Source organism: Pseudomonas sp. NFPP24, assembly GCF_900112095.1.
Taxonomy (GTDB): domain Bacteria; phylum Pseudomonadota; class Gammaproteobacteria; order Pseudomonadales; family Pseudomonadaceae; genus Aquipseudomonas; species Aquipseudomonas extremorientalis.
This window is the reverse complement of sequence record NZ_FOKD01000001.1, coordinates 137,744-154,798: the sequence shown is the minus strand read 5'-3', so window position 1 is coordinate 154,798 and position 17,055 is coordinate 137,744. Positions and strand designations below refer to the sequence as shown.

Here is a 17,055-nt window from a genome sequence, read left to right as displayed (position 1 = left end):
CGTTCAAATGCAAGGCTGGCGCCGCTCCAGCAGCACCGGTATCTGGCCTTCCGGGCCCATCACGATTCTGCGCAAACTGGGTGCGGCACTGTCCGCGTAGTCGATGGCGTTGTTGATTCGATAGCGCTGCATCACCGTCGCTAGCAGCAAGATGCCGTCCATCATGGCCATGCCCATGCCGATGCAGGATCGCCCTCCGCCGCCGAAGGGAATGAATGCATGTTTCTTTTCCTCGCTCAGGCGTTCGAGGTCGAACCGAGAGGGATCGAAGGCCAGCGGGTTATCCCAGTAATCACGATGGCGGTGCATGGAATAGATGTTCAGCACGATCATGGTGTTGGCCGCAATCGTGTAGCCGGCCAGTTCGGTCTGCTGCTTGGCACAGCGGATCAACATGGAGCCAGGCGTGTAGTGACGCATGGTTTCGTTGAGGATTTTGCGGGCATAACCCAAGCGCCCGACATCCGAAACGGCAGGCAAGCGGCCTTCCAGCAGGGTGTCGATATCGTGCTCCAGCCGTGCTCTGATATCGGGGTATCTGGACAAAAAATGGAAGGCATAGGTGAAGGTGTTGGCACTGGTTTCGTAGGCCCCGAAACACAGGGTCATGCACTCGCTCAGCAGTTGCTCGTGCTCCATAGGCTGGTTGTTATCGGCGTACCTGGCCTGCATGAACATCTGCACCATCGAGCGGGTGGGCGTAGGTGTCGTGGTGTGGTGCTCGATCACCTTCTCGATGAGGGCCAGCATCTTCTTCTTGGCCTTGATAAAGCGCACGTTTTGCGGGGTCGGCACCCATAGAGGCAAAGGCAGCACTTGGCGTGCCCGCTCCATCGTCAGGATGTTGGCCACTTCAAACGACTCACGCAGGGTCTGGGCTGCCTGATGAAAATGCTCGTCGACGCCGAGGACGTTTTCGCAAATATTGCGCCGTGTGAGCGCCAGCACTTCTTCCTTGAGATTGACCCGGGTGAGCTTCTGAGCATCCCAGCGATCCATCATCTCTTTGGCCGCGTTCACCATCGGCGCAGCAAACTGATCGGTCAGCATCGGGTTGAAGGTTGGCTTGAGCAACTTGCGCTGACGCTTGTTGAACTCACCGTCGCTGGTAAACAGGCTATTGGTAAAAAACCGGTCGATTTCCTTGAAATTGCGGTTACCGTTTTTCTGAAAGTGACCATACCGGTCACTCAACACAGTGCGGATATCATCGGGATGGGAAATGATCACGGCCTGTTCTTTGAGGCCGAATTTGATCCGGCAGATATCACCATAGGTCTCGTTGAATTCCACCAGTGCCGCCAGAGCGTTGCGGCGCAACTTGTTCACCGTCCCCAGAACCCCCGCGGGGCCGGGCAGGTCTTTACCAAGGCCCATGGTTCGTGCATCGGTGGGTAGCTGTGACAGGGTAAAATCTTCGGCTTGCTGAACAGGCAGGTTCATGGGTATTCCCTCGTGGCTATCAGGCGGAAATTTCTTTCATCAACAGATCCATCACCTGCTCGTCGGTCATCGCGTCAATCGCGGCATGGGACGTTGAGGTTTCTGCCGTTGGCGTGTCCAGGGGTTTGTCCACCGGCGGGCCAACGCTGTTGCGGCCTGCCAGTTCACAGACCAGGTAAGCCGCCAGCTCGTCGATGCTGGGGTAGTTCCACAACAGCGTGGCGTCCAACTCAAGGTCCAGGAACTGTTCGAGGTCGTGGACGATTTCCACGGCGTCGGTGGAGTCCAGGCCAAAGCTGGTGAAGGGCTCGTTACCGTCGATCTGTTGCGGTGCCACCGCGATGCAGCGCGCCACCCAGGCTTTGATCCACTGTTGCAACTCGACAGGTGAAGGCCCCTGGCCGACAGCCACAGATACCCGGGCGGGTGCCGGCTCGGCCTGAGGCGTCAGCGCTGCAACCTGGGCAGACGTTTCCTCGACTGCCTCCTTTTGCAGGTAGGCATCGAGCATTTGGTTGTCTGCCGGCAACTGTTGCTCGATATCGGCGATATCGGCCATCAAGTCATCGATTTCGTTGCATACCGCGTCAATCCCGGTAAGCGCCACTTCACACGGCGCACCGTACAGGGCCGCCTGTTTGAGTTGCTCGAAACGTGCGCTGGCCCAGTCGTACGCGCGCTTGAAGCGCGGCTGTGCACTGCTTTGCATGGCGAGGTGCAAAAACCCCTGCAGTACGCCAAAGGTCGACACTTCACCCACTTTGTACTGCACCCACTTTTTCGTCAGGAGCGCATCGCCCTGCACAAAGGCATGGCTGCCGGCCCGCTCCTGGATCTGGCGGGCCGTCTGGGCAATCGCCTGGCTGATATGCGGCGCCAGCAAGGTGGTGTCCAAAAAGGCGAAAAAATCCGCGCCGCCCTTGAGGATTCGACCGCCCAGGTACATGTTCATGGTTTCCGTGGGGCCTTCGAACACCCGCAGAATCCTGGCGTCCCGGAGCAGCTGGGGCGCGCCATTGGTTTCGATATAGCCGCGGGCACCGAGCAATTGGGTCAAGTGATCCGCCGCCTCGCCAAACAGCTCCGGCGCACTGGATTTACAGGCGGTGAACACCTCCGACGGAATGGTCACTCCCTGGTCCATGAAGCGCCCGACACTGAACACCAGGGTATCCACGGCCGTAATGGCCGCAGAAACATCGCTCAGGTGTGCCTGTGTCACCGGGTTGTCCAGCAGCAACCCGGTGGAAATCCTACGCCGCCGGGCATAACGCAACATCAACTGCGCACAGCGCTTCATGCCCCCCAGGCTCAGACCGGCAATGCCCAGGCGGGCATGCATCATGATGTCCTGGGCAATATCCATCCCGACGTTTTTGCTGCCCAGCAGGTACTTTTCCTCGACCTGTGCGGCATCGAACTTCACCGTGTTCTGAATCATGGCGCGCATGCCCATGGTCAAGGCTTCGGGCCCCTGGCTCACACCTGCCGTATCGGCCTTGAGTACGTAGCCACTAATGCCGCTCGGCCGCTGCTGGTCATCTAACTGCTGGACAAACACCGTGGTCACACCCGCCCAGGCGCCGGAACCGATCCACGATTTCTCCCCACTGATCGCCTGCCGCTGCGAGCCGACCGGTACGGCGAAGGTCCTGATCGAGCGAGCATCCGAGCCGGCGCCAGGTTCAGTGAAGGCAAACGCAGCCAGCTCACGGCCCCACGCCAGACGAGGCAGCAACTCAAGTTTTACCTCTTCACTGGCGTACATCTGGATCGGCCAGATGCCCAGCCAGTTATTGAGCCCGACGAAGGTACCCAACGTCATATCAATAGCGGTCAGCTGTTGAATCACGCGCATCAGATCAACCGTGGACAGCTCCAGGCCACCGTAGCGCTTGGGCACCTGCATTCCCAGGATGCCTTTGTTGCCCAGGTCCAGGATGATGTGCGGCGCGATAGTGCGGCGCTCATCCATCACCCTGGAGTTGATCCGGGTGGTTGCGTATTGACGAATCCAGCTGATCAATTCCTCAGCCTTCTGGTGACTTTCCAATTGATCGATGGTCATGACATTCCCTGCCAAAAAAGAGAGTTGTTTACGGGTGCAACCGCGCCGGGCACGGGTTCACGTGTACCAGCACAGCGAGTGGTCAAATTGATACGAAGGCGCTAACGGCCATATGTCGCAGCCCTGCGTGTCGACCCCAGAGCTATCCAGCGCATAGCCACGCAGGAATAACTGTTGGATCAGCACGGGCAAATCTACGGTAGAAAAAATCGAGTCGTCGGCCAGCGTGTAAACCGACCGGGCGCCGCCATCGAGCGGTTCGCCGATGTACAACAGGGGTGCTTCGGCAGGCGTGGGGCCAGGTTGTTGATAATTCGCCAACAGCCCTTGGTTAGTGAGAACCTGCATGAGTTGGCGCGGGGTGGCTTTTTGTTCGCAGTAGGCCGACACTAGCCGCCCCAGCCCCTCGTAATGAAACGTGGTGCCCAACAAACCGAAAGCCCGCAGCCTTTCAACGGCGCTCAGGCACGCCAGGAAGTTGCGCACGCCCGGGTGCTCGACCTCTGCGATCTGACGGGTCCCCACAAGCGCCTCGAATGCTTGGGGCACGGGCGAATTGCGCGACCTGTCCGGCCGCGCCAAGGCAGTGAATCTCACGCACAGCGCCAAGGGTTTGCGCTTTTGGCTTTCAACGATAAAGACCGCGGGCAGAGCGGCGATGGTCCGGATCTTCTCGGCCAATTCACCCACCGAGTAAGCCACCATCGCCACGCGAAACCTGAACTTCTCGCGGCACAGCAGCTCCCTGCACAGCTGCGGTAAATCCTCGTCCAGGTACCCAGGCAAACACTCAAGCAGCTTCTTGAGTTGGGCAACAAGGGCCTGGGAAGATCTAGCCGACAGCACGAACACGTGCTCAGGTTGTGCGACGAGGTCGGGAGCCGTTGATGGCGCAGCCGACTTGAGCAGCGCGAACGCGTTGGTGCCGCCAAAGCTGAACGTGCTGACCCCCAGGCATTTATGCGCGATCGAGGGGGCCGGCTCATGCGCCATGCTGACCCTGAGCTGCCCCGCCTCATATTTATAAAAACGGTTGGGCGTGGTGTAGCCACAGGTTGGATAAAACTCCCGGTAATAGGCCATGCACGCCACTTTAATCAACGACGCCATGCCCGACGCCGACTCCAGATGACCGATATTGGTTTTGACCGAACCGATCTTCACCGAATCGTTCGGCGCACCCAGACGCACAATATCGTTCAGGACCTTGAGCTCGACCGCGTCTCCCATCAGCGTGCCTGTGGTGTGAGTCTCGACGTAGCAAAGATCGGCGACAGCATGGTCGCTGGCGGCGAACGCCTCCTGGATCAAACGTTTTTGCGCTTGGGCGTTGGGGGCGGTAAAGCCATTGCTGGCACCATCATGATTGACCGCAGTCGCGCTGATCAGCGCCCAGATTTTGCGCCGGGCGGCCACCGCATCCGGTTGGCGCTGCAGGATCACCACGCCGCAACCCTCCGAGCGCACATACCCATTGGCTGCATCGTCAAAGGAGTGGCAGGCGCCATCGGCAGAAAGAATGCCGGCGTGGAAGTGGGCCAAGGTGTTGTTGGGGTGCAAAATACAATTGACCCCGCCTACCACAGCCATATCGATCTCGCCGCGCTTGAGCGCGCCGACCGCGCTGTCAAGCGCGACCAGCGACGAAGAACAGCCGGTATCCACCACCTGGCTGGGACCAATCCAGTCATAGAAATAAGACAATCGATTGGCGGCGGTGCCCAACGCGGTGCCGGAGGCACTGAACTTGCTCAGCAGGGTGTGATCGGCAAACACCATCCTGTGGTAGTCGGCATTGGTCGCGCCGACGAACACGCCTGTACGGCTCTTGCGCAGACTCGCAGGCTCAATACCGCCATTTTCCAAAGCCTCCCACGACACCTCCAGCAGCAGGCGCTGCTGGGGGTCGAGGTGGTCCGCTTCTTCCTTGCACAGGTTGAAAAAACCCCAATCGAACAGCTTGATATTCGGCAGAAAGCCGCCCTTGAGCATGTCCGGGCTCAGCGCCTCAAGGGAACCTTGCAAGTGGCCAAAGCGGTCCTGGGGATAATCGGTGACCGCGCGGGCTCCGCTGCGTAACAGCTCGATAAAGGAAGCCAACCCACTGGCTCCCGGAAACCTGCAGCCCATGCCTACGATAGCGACGTCCATGGCTATGCCTTCCTCACGGGTACGTTCAGTCTTTGAGACTGGCGGCAGGGTGGTCGATACGCTTGAGGGTCAAGCGCGCCAGTCCCATCGTTCCGGATTTGAACCCCACCATGCACATCTGCAGGTACGTGTTATAGCGTTGGAAAATATCTACGCCGTAGGTGGTGCAGATCGCCTCCTTATTGTTCTTGAGCCCCTGCCACCAGGCCTTCTGAGTCAGGTAGTAGTGTTCCCGGTCATTGCGTACACACTGTATTTCGAACATCCCGTCGCAGGCCTGAGCAATTTCGTACAGGCGCGGCAGATCGGACTCCGGGAAAATCTCCTTGGCAAAAAAGGGACTGAAATCTTCACGTGTAGCGTTTTCATAGGTGATGGTTTGCAGGGACACTTTGCCACCGTCTTCCAGCCAGCCGTGACAACGTTTGAAGAACTGGCGGTAACCGAGGATTTTCTCTTCGGCGGTCTGTTCAAGGTTGGCGAAGTGCTCAAACGCGCCGATGGAGATGATCGCGCTGTACTTGGCCGCGGGCACGTGGTCCTGCCAGTTCTCGAGGCGCACGTCGACACCTGGAAGGTCGAGCTGCTCGACGTAATTTTTCTGCGCATCACTCAAGGTCAACCCCACCGCCCGGTCAACCCCATAACTCTGAACCAGACGCTTGAGGGTACCGCCCCAACCACAACCGATATCCAACACATTGGCGCCGTTGCGCGAGCCAGATTGTTCGATGTGGTAATCGAGTTTGCGCAGCTGCGCCTCTACGAATGTATCTCCCGGCTCCCACAGGGCTGCCGAGTAACACTTGGTCACGGGATCGAGCCACAGATGATAGAAGTCATTGCTCAAATCGTAGTGCGATTGGATCGCTTCCATCGATGCGCCAATTGCCGCAGAAGAAGACTGTGTCATTTACAAATCCTTTTGTGAGGTCAAACCAGAATTTCTTCAGCGTCCATGGCGTGTTGCGCAAGGCCTTCGATGGTCGGGTATTCATACACAATGGTCGGATCGATCTCTTTTCCCAACCAGTCCGATAAGTCACCCGTCATACCAATGACCGCCGCAGAGTCGAGCCCCAAAGCGCTGAACTGCGACTGTTCGCTGATGGCTGTTTTTTCGACGCCCGTGAGATCGGCGATATAATTGATCAGCCACTCTTGTAATTTCGCTACATCATTTTTCATCACAACCTCCAGTAGATACTTTTTTAGATGGGGTTCGTATATCCCAGGCCAACCTGCACACTTCCAAGAACTTGATTGCGTAATAACCGATATCGATATCTTTCCAGTCATGTGCAAAGCGCGCGGAGGCAGGAAACGCGTGATGGTTGTTATGGAAAGATTCCCCCACGGTAATAATGCCCATCCACCAAATATTCGTGCTGCGGTCCCGCGTTTCATGCCGACGGCTACCGATCATGTGCGATAAGGAATTGATACTGCTGGTGGCGTGATAACTTAGAAATATCCGCACCAGTCCACCCCACAAGAACCCCTCCAGCGCCCCATATAAGCTCCAGGTATATAGCCCACCGATAATGGCCGGCAGGATCAAGCCAAGAGCAACCCAATAAAAATAACGCGCCGACACCAGGCAAATATCTCGATCGCGCAGCAAGTCTTTGGCATATCGGGTGGAGTTGGTCAGTTCATGCTGGAAAGTCCAGGTGACCTGGGAGAACCATAGGCCCTTGAGCTTATCCAGCACGCCGGGCCGCTCAACGGCGTATGGCGAATGCGGATCACCGTTGCGATCACTGTACTCATGGTGGCGGCGATGGTTGCTGACCCAGTAAATCGGCGAGCCTTGGGCCGTCATGCTGCCCAATACAGCCAGCAGGACTTTTACCCCGCGCCCGCATCTGAACGCCCGGTGAGCGAATAACCGGTGGTAGCCAACCGACCCGCCCAGCATCGTCAGAAGATAAAAAAGTGCAAACACTCCGATATTGACGGGTGAAACGCCATGGATGAAATACAACACGATGGCCACACCCGTGCCCACGGCGGGCAATAGCAATAACACCAAAGCATGTATCAGCTGAAATTTCTTGAGTTGAGGGCTGGACAGCGTCACGCCCTTCAACGACTCCTGATTAACGTCATGAACAGCAGCAGCAACTTCCATGGAGACTCTCCTGGGGTGGCACAGGTATCAACCTCACAATGCTTCGAGCGCACCTTGCGTGAACAACTGTGCAAGCGCGGAACGGCGCAATTTACCGCTGGATGTTTTCGGTATTCCCTTGGGTTTTATCAAGATGATCCGATGGGGCGAAACACCAAAATGGTTAATCACCGCTTGTCGAATGCATGTTGTTACCGAGGCTTTATCCAGTGTGTTGATGTGACTCTTTTCAACTTCGTAAACAATGACTAATTGTTCTTCAGAATCAGCATTAGTTGAAAAGGCCACACCGCAGCCTTCCCTCAATCCCGCAACGGCGCCATAGGCCACTTGCTCGATATCCTGGGGGTAGTAGTTGCGACCTCGCAGAATGATCACATCCTTCAAGCGCCCGGTTATGTAGAGTTCGCCATCGCGCAGGAAACCCAGGTCGCCGGTGCGATAGAAGTCGGCACTGCCTCCTTCGGGCTGACAGGCAAAGCGTTGCGCAGTGGCCGAAGGGTTATTCAGATAACCCGCAGCGATTGAACTTCCCGCAACCCAGACTTCCCCAACCTGGTTTTCGGCAAGTGTGCCGCCACCTTCAGGGTGGACGATGACCACGCGTTGACCATTGATGGCTTTGCCATTACTGACGTAAATGTCCGAAGGTGAGCCCTCAACGCCCGGTAGTACCTGCCCGTCCGCCAGCGCTTGCCGGTCTACGCTCAGCTTGCGCATACCGCTGCCCGCCGTCGGGCCAGTGACGATAAGGGTGGTTTCAGCCATTCCATAACAGGGGTAGAAACTGCTGGCGTTGAAACCAAATGGCGCGAATCGCTGCGCGAAGGCATCCAGTACCTGCGCGTTCACCGGCTCGGCGCCGCAATAGGCCAGCCGCCAGGAGCTCAAGTCAAGGCCTGCGCAGTCCTCCTCCTTGATTCGAGCCAGGCAATGGGCATAGCCAAATGTCGGCCCCCCTGAGGTGGTGCCTTTGTAATCACTGATCGCCCGCAGCCAACGAACCGGCTTCTGCACAAACTCCAGCGGCGACATATGAATGCAGGTGATGCCCAGCCAAATGGGTTGCAGAACATTGCCCACCAGCCCCATGTCGTGGAACAGTGGCAGCCAGTTGACCCCGACAATGTGCTCATCATTGCCGAAGCCGCTCTTGATCATCTCCAGATTGCTGATCAAATTGCCGTGGGTGATCACTGCACCCTTTGGATCGCCCGTCGAACCCGAGGTGTATTGAATAAAGGCCACATCACCAGGCTGCGAGTCGTCAGGCTGAAAATCGGGCTCGGCGATCGGCACTTCATCCACCAGCAACGCAGGGATGTCCCAGTCTTGAATCTTGTATCGTGCGTACAGGTCGGCTGTTGTCAGCACCCTGCCGATAGCAGCGTCCTGCACAATTTTCTCGAAACGGTCCACAGACGATGTCTGGGTCGGGGTATTGACGGGTACCGGGATGACATTGGCGTAAAGGCAACCCAAAAACGCCTTGATGAACTCCAAGCCTGGCGTGAAGACCAACAGCACGTTTTGCCCGGCAAGATTATGGGCGAGCAGAGTACTGGCGATATTGCTTGCACACTTGTCCAACTCGGCAAACGAGAGCGTTTGCTCCTGTGCGCGAGTAATAAATACAAAAGCGGCTTTATCAGGATGCGCGAGCACATGTGCCTTGAACATAGTGACCAGGCATGAAAATCCAGCGTCGTCGACACGCCCATAATTTGTGGAACTCATAATTTCTCATCCGTGATATACGACTAAGACGTTGAAAAAGGCTTATGTAAGGCTGACTGCCTTCAGCACGTTTTCGAACTCGCCTACCGATAGTTGGCGTTTTAAGGCTTTCTCTGGAAAGTATTCCGTTTGTGCAAACTGGTAATGCGGCAATACATCCGGCTCGCAGGTTACCGTTGGAACAATCGCCGGCCAATTCAATATCCGGCCATGTTGATATAAATAACTCAGCACTTTTGAAAGTTGCTGCAAGTCCGGTGTAGCACGATCCAAGCTGGCACAGGCTATATGCTCATTCTGGTGATCCAGTGCGTTAATGATCGACGTCAATTGAGAACTCGGTCCAATCTCAATAAACAGAGTGGGCCCGCCCTCCATCACCTGACTGACTGCACTGGAAAATTTCACGGTGTCACGCACATTGCGTAGCCAATAGCCGGAAGTGGTCAACAACGCAGCCTCAGCAGTACCCGTGACAGTAGAAACGAATTCAGTCACGGGCGTCTTCAGTTCAACAGAATCCAAATAGGATGCGAACAGATCAAGAACCGGTTCCATTAAATAAGAATGGAATCCACGGGCCACATGCAGCCGCTTATAGTGAGTCGAATGCAGGCCCAGTGTTTGTTCCAGCGCAGCAGCATTAACATCGTCGACCGAAATAACACAGGTGTCCGGTGTGTTTTCAACCGCGATCGAATGAGGGATTTCATCAAGAAGAGCCTCCGCGCAACTTGAGGAGGTCGAAACCACGTACATTCCACCGGGCCGGGTATGCGCCTGGATAAGTCTGCCCCGATACCACACAAGGCGTGCAGCGCACTCCATGGTCATCACGCCCGATGCGCAGGCTGCCGCGTACTCGCCAACGCTATGACCGATCACTACCGTTGGCGTAATACCCCAGGCTTTCCACAACGCCGTCAGCGCGTATTGCACACTGAACAGAGCCGGTTGCACCTCTTCCACTTGAAAGTCGGATTCAGGACTGAAGAGAACCTTCAGCAAATCAAAATCAAACGTCTGGCAATAGAATTGCGAGACACGATCCAGTGCTTGTCGGAATACTGGCGTCGATGCATACAGGTTACTTGCCATTTGCTTGTATTGAGCGCCCTGGCCACTGAACACAAAGCAGGTTTTTGCCATCAACCCAGCGGTTGGAACCACAGACTGCGCGATGACCTCACGCACCTTGTCGAGCAGCATGATTTTGTCGCTGGCCGGCGCACTAAACTTGACAGGAAGATGCGTACGGCAACGATTGGACCGCGCGCAAAGAGCCGCCAGTCGATCCTCGGCGAGGCCGTCGAGATGCTTCTCGAGTTGCTTGAGCTGGGTCAGCAATGAAGCAGAGTCCTTCGCGCTGAGCGTCAGGCATTGCGGCAGTGTCGAAGACGCGACCGTTACCGATTGATCATGACTGGACACTACCACATGGGCATTGGTACCGCTCATACCGAAGCTACTGACGGCTGCATGGCGTACCGGGGCGCAATCCGGCCAGTCTTGTGTGGTAGTCGCAACGGCAAGGTGGCTCTGCGTCCACGCAAATTTTTTGTTGGGTACCTCACAGTTCAATGAGGCCGGAATTCTCCCGTGCTTGACCGCCAGCGCAGCCTTGATCAGGCCCGCCAGACCTGCCGCCGCCTCAAGGTGACCGATGTTGCTTTTGACCGCTCCCAACCAGGTGCGGTGCGTGCGCCCATAGAACTTTGACAACGCCATAAGCTCAATCGGATCACCCAACGGCGTAGCGGTACCATGGCACTCGACATAGCGAACCGCTTCAGGCGCGAGTTGAGCTTTGCGCAAAGCCTCGGCAATCACCTCTTGTTGAGCCAAACCGTTGGGCGCCGTCATGCCGTTGGATTTGCCGTCATGATTGATCGCACTGGCGGAGATCACCGCATGAACAGGCAACCCTTCCTTGATCGCGTCGGACAAGCGCTTGAGAACAATAACCCCGGCCCCTTCGCCACGGACATAACCGTCGGCGCCTTCATCAAACGGCCGGCACTCACCGCTGGGCGACAACGCCTGCATGGTCGAAAACGCGACCGAAGCGCCGGGCGTAAGGATCAGATTAGCGCCGCCCACGACAGCCATGTTTATCTCGTGATTGCGCAGCGCGGAGCAGGCAAGGTCTGCCGCCACCAGTGCTGACGAGCAACTCGTGTCCAGTTGCAACGCAGGGCCACGAAAGCCAAAGAAGTAAGAGATTCGTCCGGGGGCGATGCTCTTTCCGCACCCCAGTGCGGACAACGGGGAAATTTTTCCTGTATCCCCTGAGCGAGTATAAAAGTCGGCATAGTCATCACTGGACAAGCCGACATATACCCCGGTTTTTGAACCGGCGAGTATGCGATAGTCCAGACCCGTGTCTTCGATGGCCTCCCAACTCAGTTGCAGGAGTAAACGTTGTTGTGGATCGGTGCGGCGAACTTCAAGTTCTGACATGCCAAAAAAATTGGCGTCAAAATTATAGATGTGATCAATAAGCCCAGCCGTCTTTTGATAATTTTTTCCACTCTCACCAGGAACGGCACTGTTCCATAAAAGGCTGTCCCAACGCTTGTTAACCATTGGCGCTATGGCACTTTTGCCTTCACAGAGATTGTTCCATAACTGCTCAGGCGTCAACGATCCACCCGGAAACCGGCAACTCATCCCAATAATTGCAATTGGCTCTGAAGCCTGCGCTTTCATAGCAGCAAGCTCTTTTTTTAATTGATTAATTTTAATAAGTGACTGTTTGAGTATTTCGGGTCCGGCGTGCCCCAAGACTGATTGTCCACTGTCATCCATGACACACCTACCTGAGGGTCTTCCATCTTCCACAGGGGTACAGGTGGAGAGGATATTGTTGATTTAGTCGCTGGTGGCATAACTATATGTCAGCAAAATCTGAACTAGCAACTAAATATGAAAGACCGAAAAATCGAGGTAGATCACAAACCAAAATCTGTCAAAAAAATAATTATTATATTTTTTAGCCACCTTGTAACGCACGCGTTATAAGGGTCACAGCTTTTTCTGCTGCGAACGAAGCACGGCAAGAAGCGAAAATTTTGTTGCTTTGAAGGCAATCTGAAATCATTTAGAAAATAAATGTTACAAATACCAGCGCTTTTTTGACTCACAAGTCGGGCATGTGCATAAGATTGGTCTACTAGCAATATTTCTATCTTATTCAACTGACGACTGAAGCATAAGGGAACCTGGCCCCCACTTGAAGAGCAGCCGGTTCGCAGGCAAAAAAAACCTGCTGGCCAGCGCCAGCAGGTTTTTTCATTGTGGATAACTCAGGTCTTCTTGATTTTGACCGGGCGTTTCCAGCCGTCGATGTTGCGTTGGCGGGCGCGGGCTACGCCGAGCTGCAAGTTATCCACATCCTGATTGATAGTCGAACCCGCTGCGGTGGTGGCGCCATCGCCTACTTTTACTGGGGCAACCAATGAATTGTTGGAGCCGATAAACACGTCTTCGCCCAGCACAGTCTGGTGCTTGTTCGCGCCATCGTAGTTACAGGTAATAGTGCCGGCACCGATGTTGGTGCGCGCGCCAATAACTGCATCGCCCAGGTAAGTCAGGTGACCGGCTTTTGCGCCTTCACCCAAGTGGGCGTTTTTCAGTTCAACAAAGTTACCCACATGGGCCTTGGCCTCCAGCACACTACCCGGACGCAACCGCGCAAACGGCCCGGCATCGCTGCCCTCGCCCATCACGGCACCGTCGATATGGCTGTTGGCCTTGATCACCACGCCCTTGCGCAGGGTACTGTCCTTGATCACGCAGTTAGGGCCAATCACCACGTCGTCTTCGATGACCACACGGCCTTCGAGGATCACGTTGATATCGATCAGCACATCACGGCCGACGGTCACTTCCCCGCGCACATCGAAACGCGCAGGGTCGCGCAGGGTCACGCCCTGGGCCATCAGGCGGCGGCTTTCGCGCAATTGATAGTGACGCTCCAGTTCGGCCAGTTGCTTGCGGTCGTTGGCGCCCTGCACTTCCATCGGGTCGTGGGGTTGCTCGGTGGCGACCAGCAGGCCATCGCTCACAGCCATCTCGATGACGTCAGTGAGGTAGTACTCGCCCTGGGCGTTGTTGTTGGACAGACGACTCATCCAGTCGGCGAGCTTATTGGCAGGGACCGCGAGAATGCCGGTATTGCCTTCGGTAATGGCGCGCTGGGCTTCGCTGGCATCCTTGTGCTCAACGATGGCAGCGACCTTCCCGTCGGCATTGCGCACAATGCGCCCATAGCCGGTGGGGTCATCCAGCTCAACGGTCAGCAGGCCCATCTGGCCAGGCACGACGTGCTTCAGCAGGCGTTGCAGGGTTTCCACTTCGATCAGCGGCACGTCGCCATACAGGATCAGCACGGTGTTCGCCGTGATGAAGGGCACGGCCTGCGCGGTGGCGTGGCCGGTACCGAGTTGCTTGTCTTGTAGAACGAAATTCAAGTCGTCTGCGGCGAGACGCTCACGCACCACATCGGCACCGTGACCGATCACTACGTGAATGCGCTGGGGGTCCAGTTGCCGGGCGCTGTGGATAACATGGCCCAGCATGGAATTGCCGGCAACCGGGTGCAACACCTTGGGCAGGGCCGAACGCATGCGGGTGCCCTGGCCTGCGGCGAGAATAACGATTTCAAGAGACATGAGTGGCTACCAATCCTGGGCGGTCCGGCTTCAGACCAGAGAAGTGTTTTGCTGAAAAAGAAAAAGGGTAGCCGAGGCTACCCTTTTTAATCAATCGCGCATGATGTACGACGGCTAGGCCGCTTACTTCTTGCGCAACTGCTGGAGCGTGCGCAGCTGGGCTGCAGCCTCGGCCAGACGTACAGCAGCAGCGCTGTAGTCGAAGTCCGCACCCTTTTCGTTCAGGGCCTTCTCGGCAGCCTTGACGGCTTCCTGAGCGGAGGCTTCATCCAGGTCGCCAGCACGTTGCACGGTGTCGGCAAGTACCTTGACCATGTTCGGCTGAACCTCGAGGAAACCACCAGAGATGTAAAACACCTCCTTTTCCCCGCCCTGCTTGGTCAGCGTGATCGGACCTGGCTTCAAGCTGGTGATCAACGGCGCGTGGCCCATGGCAATACCAAGGTCACCGAGTTCGCCGTGTGCAATCACCATCTCTACCAGACCGGAGAAGATTTCCCCTTCCGCGCTGACGATATCGCAATGGACTGTCATAGCCATCTGATTGCCTCAACCTGATGAGCGCCCGTTTCCGGGCGCCTGGATTACAGTTTCTTGGCTTTCTCGATCGCTTCTTCGATGCCGCCGACCATGTAGAACGCTTGTTCTGGCAGGTGGTCGTAGTCACCGTTGAGGATGCCTTTGAAGCCAGCAATGGTGTCTTTCAGGGAAACGTATTTACCCGATGCACCGGTGAAGACTTCAGCCACGAAGAACGGCTGCGACAAGAAGCGCTGGATCTTACGAGCGCGGGATACCAACTGCTTGTCGGTTTCCGACAGCTCGTCCATACCCAGGATCGCAATGATGTCCTTCAGCTCTTTGTAACGCTGCAGCACGTACTGAACGCCGCGAGCAGTGTCGTAGTGCTCCTGGCCGATCACGTTCGGGTCCAGCTGGCGCGAAGTCGAGTCGAGTGGATCGACCGCTGGGTAGATACCCAGGGAAGCGATGTCACGGGACAGTACGACGGTGGCGTCCAAGTGGGCGAAGGTGGTCGCTGGCGACGGGTCGGTCAAGTCATCCGCAGGTACGTATACCGCTTGGATCGAAGTGATCGAACCTTCCTTGGTCGAAGTGATACGTTCTTGCAGAACGCCCATCTCTTCAGCCAGGGTCGGCTGGTAACCTACTGCCGAAGGCATACGGCCCAGCAGTGCGGATACTTCAGTACCGGCCAGGGTGTAACGGTAGATGTTGTCGACGAACAGCAGAACGTCGTTACCTTCGTCACGGAACTTCTCGGCCATGGTCAGGCCAGTCAGTGCTACGCGCAGACGGTTTCCCGGCGGCTCGTTCATCTGACCGTAAACCAGTGCCACTTTGTCCAGAACGTTGGAGTCCTTCATCTCGTGGTAGAAGTCGTTACCCTCACGAGTACGCTCACCCACACCGGCGAACACGGAATAACCGCTGTGCTCGATGGCGATGTTACGGATCAGTTCCATCATGTTTACGGTCTTGCCTACACCGGCACCACCGAACAGACCCACTTTACCGCCCTTGGCGAACGGGCAAACCAGGTCGATAACCTTGATGCCGGTTTCCAGCAGGTCGTTGCCGCCAGCTTGTTCGGCGAACGAAGGTGCTGGACGGTGAATGCCCCAGCGCTCTTCGGTGTCGATAGGGCCAGCTTCGTCGATCGGGTTGCCCAGTACGTCCATGATCCGGCCCAGGGTCGCTTTACCGACCGGTACGGAGATGGCAGCGCCAGTGTCGACAACGTCCAGACCGCGCTTCAAGCCTTCGGTGGAACCCATCGCAATGGTACGAACTACGCCGTCGCCCAGCTGCTGCTGAACTTCCAGAGTAGTTTCCGCGCCTTGTACTTTCAGCGCGTTGTAGATGCTCGGTACGCTGTCGCGTGGAAATTCCACGTCGATAACGGCGCCGATGATTTGAACGATACGTCCGCTACTCATAGCTGGATCCTCTGAATATTTGAACCGTTAAACCGCGGCAGCGCCGCCGACGATTTCCGAGATCTCTTGGGTGATCGCAGCCTGACGCGCCTTGTTGTAGATCAGCTGCAAATCGCTGATCAGATCACCGGCGTTATCGGTAGCGTTTTTCATCGCGATCATCCGCGCCGCTTGTTCAGCTGCGTTGTTCTCGACCACCGCCTGGTACACCTGCGACTCCACGTAGCGCACCATCAAGCCGTCAAGCAGCTCTTTGGCGTCCGGTTCGTAGAGGTAGTCCCAGTGGTGCTTGAGTTCCTGATCCGGAGTCGCCACCAGTGGAATCAACTGCTCCACGGTTGGCTGCTGGGTCATGGTGTTGATGAACTTGTTGGATACCACGGACAGGCGGTCAATCCGGCCTTCCAGGTACGCATCCAGCATCACCTTCACACTGCCGATCAAATCATTGATCGACGGCTCTTCACCCAGGTGGCTGATAGCTGCAACGACGTTACCGCCGAAGTTGCGGAAAAAGGCCGCACCCTTGCTACCAACGACACACAGATCGATCTCGACGCCGTTTTCGCGGTTTACCGCCATGTCCTTGACCAGGGCCTTGAACAGGTTGGTATTCAGACCACCGCACAAACCACGGTCACTGCTCACAACCACATAACCCACACGCTTGACTGCGCGGTCGATCATGAACGGGTGGCGGTATTCCGGGTTGGCGTTGGCCAGATGCCCAATTACCTGGCGGATACGCTCCGCATAAGGACGGCTAGCAGCCATGCGCATTTGTGCCTTGCGCATTTTGCTGACCGCCACTTTTTCCATGGCGCTGGTAATTTTTTGCGTGCTTTTGATGCTCGCAATCTTACTGCGAATCTCTTTTGCGCCTGCCAT

General features: G+C 56.3%; 12 protein-coding genes. All 12 read right to left on the bottom strand.

Annotated features, from left to right (window positions below):
- Positions 1–3 precede the first annotated feature (3 nt).
- Positions 4–1,443: a cytochrome P450 gene (locus tag BM026_RS00730; protein WP_093514244.1), complete on the bottom strand. Its 1,440-nt coding sequence runs from the start codon at positions 1,441–1,443 to the stop codon at positions 4–6.
- Between the two features lie 19 nt (positions 1,444–1,462).
- Entirely contained in the window at positions 1,463–3,511 is a 2,049-nt protein-coding gene (locus BM026_RS00725; protein ID WP_093514245.1) for an acyl-CoA dehydrogenase family protein, read from the bottom strand.
- Between the two features lie 57 nt (positions 3,512–3,568).
- Entirely contained in the window at positions 3,569–5,662 is a 2,094-nt protein-coding gene (locus BM026_RS00720; RefSeq protein WP_093514246.1) for a beta-ketoacyl synthase N-terminal-like domain-containing protein, read from the bottom strand.
- Positions 5,663–5,687: 25 nt separating this feature from the next.
- The gene (locus tag BM026_RS00715) at positions 5,688–6,575 is read right to left on the bottom strand and encodes a class I SAM-dependent methyltransferase (RefSeq protein ID WP_093514247.1); all 888 of its coding nucleotides are present in this window, start codon (positions 6,573–6,575) and stop codon (positions 5,688–5,690) included.
- Positions 6,576–6,595: 20 nt separating this feature from the next.
- Positions 6,596–6,850, bottom strand: a complete 255-nt coding sequence (locus BM026_RS00710; protein WP_093514248.1) for an acyl carrier protein — start codon at positions 6,848–6,850, stop codon at positions 6,596–6,598.
- Positions 6,840–7,796: an acyl-CoA desaturase gene (locus tag BM026_RS00705; RefSeq protein WP_093514249.1), complete on the bottom strand. Its 957-nt coding sequence runs from the start codon at positions 7,794–7,796 to the stop codon at positions 6,840–6,842. Before BM026_RS00705 ends, BM026_RS00710 begins: the two co-directional genes overlap by 11 nt.
- Before the next feature lie 33 nt (positions 7,797–7,829).
- Positions 7,830–9,533: a fatty acyl-AMP ligase gene (locus BM026_RS00700; protein WP_093514250.1), complete on the bottom strand. Its 1,704-nt coding sequence runs from the start codon at positions 9,531–9,533 to the stop codon at positions 7,830–7,832.
- 42 nt (positions 9,534–9,575) lie between these two features.
- Positions 9,576–12,341 (bottom strand): type I polyketide synthase, encoded by a 2,766-nt coding sequence (locus tag BM026_RS00695; RefSeq protein ID WP_093527105.1) that lies wholly within the window; start codon positions 12,339–12,341, stop codon positions 9,576–9,578.
- Between the two features lie 497 nt (positions 12,342–12,838).
- Positions 12,839–14,206 carry a bifunctional UDP-N-acetylglucosamine diphosphorylase/glucosamine-1-phosphate N-acetyltransferase GlmU gene (gene glmU, locus BM026_RS00690; protein WP_093514252.1) on the bottom strand — a complete coding sequence of 456 codons (1,368 nt, stop codon included), beginning with the start codon at positions 14,204–14,206 and terminating at the stop codon, positions 12,839–12,841.
- A gap of 123 nt (positions 14,207–14,329) precedes the next feature.
- Positions 14,330–14,746, bottom strand: a complete 417-nt coding sequence (locus tag BM026_RS00685) for a F0F1 ATP synthase subunit epsilon (protein WP_058424358.1) — start codon at positions 14,744–14,746, stop codon at positions 14,330–14,332.
- Positions 14,747–14,790: 44 nt separating this feature from the next.
- Positions 14,791–16,167 carry a F0F1 ATP synthase subunit beta gene (gene atpD / locus BM026_RS00680; protein ID WP_015886645.1) on the bottom strand — a complete coding sequence of 459 codons (1,377 nt, stop codon included), beginning with the start codon at positions 16,165–16,167 and terminating at the stop codon, positions 14,791–14,793.
- 27 nt (positions 16,168–16,194) lie between these two features.
- Positions 16,195–17,055 (bottom strand): F0F1 ATP synthase subunit gamma, encoded by an 861-nt coding sequence (atpG, locus tag BM026_RS00675; protein ID WP_003233565.1) that lies wholly within the window; start codon positions 17,053–17,055, stop codon positions 16,195–16,197.

Coding starts and splice junctions, on each gene's coding strand:
- glmU (WP_093514252.1), bottom strand. CDS start 14,206: ATGTCTCTTGAAATCGTTATTCTCGCCGCAGGCCAGGGCACCCGCATG.
- BM026_RS00700 (WP_093514250.1), bottom strand. CDS start 9,533: ATGAGTTCCACAAATTATGGGCGTGTCGACGACGCTGGATTTTCATGC.
- BM026_RS00685 (WP_058424358.1), bottom strand. CDS start 14,746: ATGGCTATGACAGTCCATTGCGATATCGTCAGCGCGGAAGGGGAAATC.
- BM026_RS00715 (WP_093514247.1), bottom strand. CDS start 6,575: ATGACACAGTCTTCTTCTGCGGCAATTGGCGCATCGATGGAAGCGATC.
- BM026_RS00705 (WP_093514249.1), bottom strand. CDS start 7,796: ATGGAAGTTGCTGCTGCTGTTCATGACGTTAATCAGGAGTCGTTGAAG.
- BM026_RS00730 (WP_093514244.1), bottom strand. CDS start 1,443: ATGAACCTGCCTGTTCAGCAAGCCGAAGATTTTACCCTGTCACAGCTA.
- atpD (WP_015886645.1), bottom strand. CDS start 16,167: ATGAGTAGCGGACGTATCGTTCAAATCATCGGCGCCGTTATCGACGTG.
- BM026_RS00695 (WP_093527105.1), bottom strand. CDS start 12,341: ATGGATGACAGTGGACAATCAGTCTTGGGGCACGCCGGACCCGAAATA.
- atpG (WP_003233565.1), bottom strand. CDS start 17,055: ATGGCAGGCGCAAAAGAGATTCGCAGTAAGATTGCGAGCATCAAAAGC.
- BM026_RS00720 (WP_093514246.1), bottom strand. CDS start 5,662: ATGGACGTCGCTATCGTAGGCATGGGCTGCAGGTTTCCGGGAGCCAGT.
- BM026_RS00725 (WP_093514245.1), bottom strand. CDS start 3,511: ATGACCATCGATCAATTGGAAAGTCACCAGAAGGCTGAGGAATTGATC.
- BM026_RS00710 (WP_093514248.1), bottom strand. CDS start 6,850: ATGAAAAATGATGTAGCGAAATTACAAGAGTGGCTGATCAATTATATC.